The organism is Mesorhizobium sp. M5C.F.Ca.IN.020.32.2.1 (genome assembly GCF_004023105.1).
GTDB lineage: Bacteria > Pseudomonadota > Alphaproteobacteria > Rhizobiales > Rhizobiaceae > Mesorhizobium > Mesorhizobium wenxiniae.
Map to the genome: position 1 here is coordinate 1 of NZ_RZSX01001430.1, position 870 is coordinate 870.

2 protein-coding genes are annotated in these 870 nt (G+C 60.0%); one reads left to right on the forward strand and one right to left on the reverse strand.

What is annotated here, in order from left to right; translation table 11 throughout:
- Nucleotides 1-231, reverse strand: a 231-nt coding sequence (locus EOA86_RS39770; RefSeq protein ID WP_206630265.1) for an SMI1/KNR4 family protein, incomplete at its 3' end; no start/stop codon positions are given.
- A gap of 186 nt (nucleotides 232-417) precedes the next feature.
- Here EOA86_RS39770 and EOA86_RS36550 point away from each other — a divergent pair.
- Nucleotides 418-870, forward strand: a 453-nt coding sequence (locus EOA86_RS36550) for a PHP domain-containing protein (protein ID WP_128345827.1), incomplete at its 3' end; no start/stop codon positions are given.

Consider the following 870-nt stretch of genomic DNA (forward strand, 5'->3'; position numbering starts at 1 on the left):
CTTCGGAGAATAGAAGTCATGAAGATCATGCAGATCCAGTTCACGCTCGACGATCGCGTCTAACAGCGCGATTGTGGGCCGAGGCAACCCGACGTCAAGTACTGCTTGTCGATAGTCTTCGGGAAAGTGGACGCCCAGCTGCTGCTCAGCAGCACCCAAATCCTCATCTGAGACTGACTCAGGGGGATATGTTGGGATGGTCCACTTCTCAACGAATCGCGAAAGTGACATGCGCGCTACTTCCAACACGGAGTAGACTTAGCAGCTTGGGAACGCATGGCAACGCCCGCTTCCCAGCCATCTCGGTGAATCCCAGTTTATGGGTTCACGGCCTAATCACTACCGCTGGACTCGTGTTACCTGCTGCCGGACAATACATTTTCCCCGACTGAGTCCTTTCAAGCGGCGCTAAAAACCATGGCGAATGAGACACTTCCACGCGACCCGTTGCGGCGTGAGGCCTTCATGAAGGCATCCCGGCCGGAAGCGCCTGCGCGGCCGTTCATTCATCTGCGCGTGCATTCGGCCTATTCGCTGCTCGAAGGCGCACTGCAGCTCGGCACCGTTGTCGGCCATGCGGTGAAGGATGACGCCCCGGCCATCGCCGTCACCGACACCAACAATCTGTTCGGCGCGCTCGAGTTTGCGCAAAAGGCGGTAAAGGAGGGCATTCAGCCGATCATCGGCTGCCAGACCGCTCTCGCCTTTTCCGGTGAAGCCAGCGACAGCCAGCGCGACCGCAGACGGCAAGGCCCGGAAATGCGGCCGGTGGTCCTGATCGCGGCGACCGAGGCCGGCTACAGCAATCTGGTCAGGCTGGTCAGCCGGGTCTATCTCGAAACGCCGCCCGGCGAGGCCGTGCATCTGACG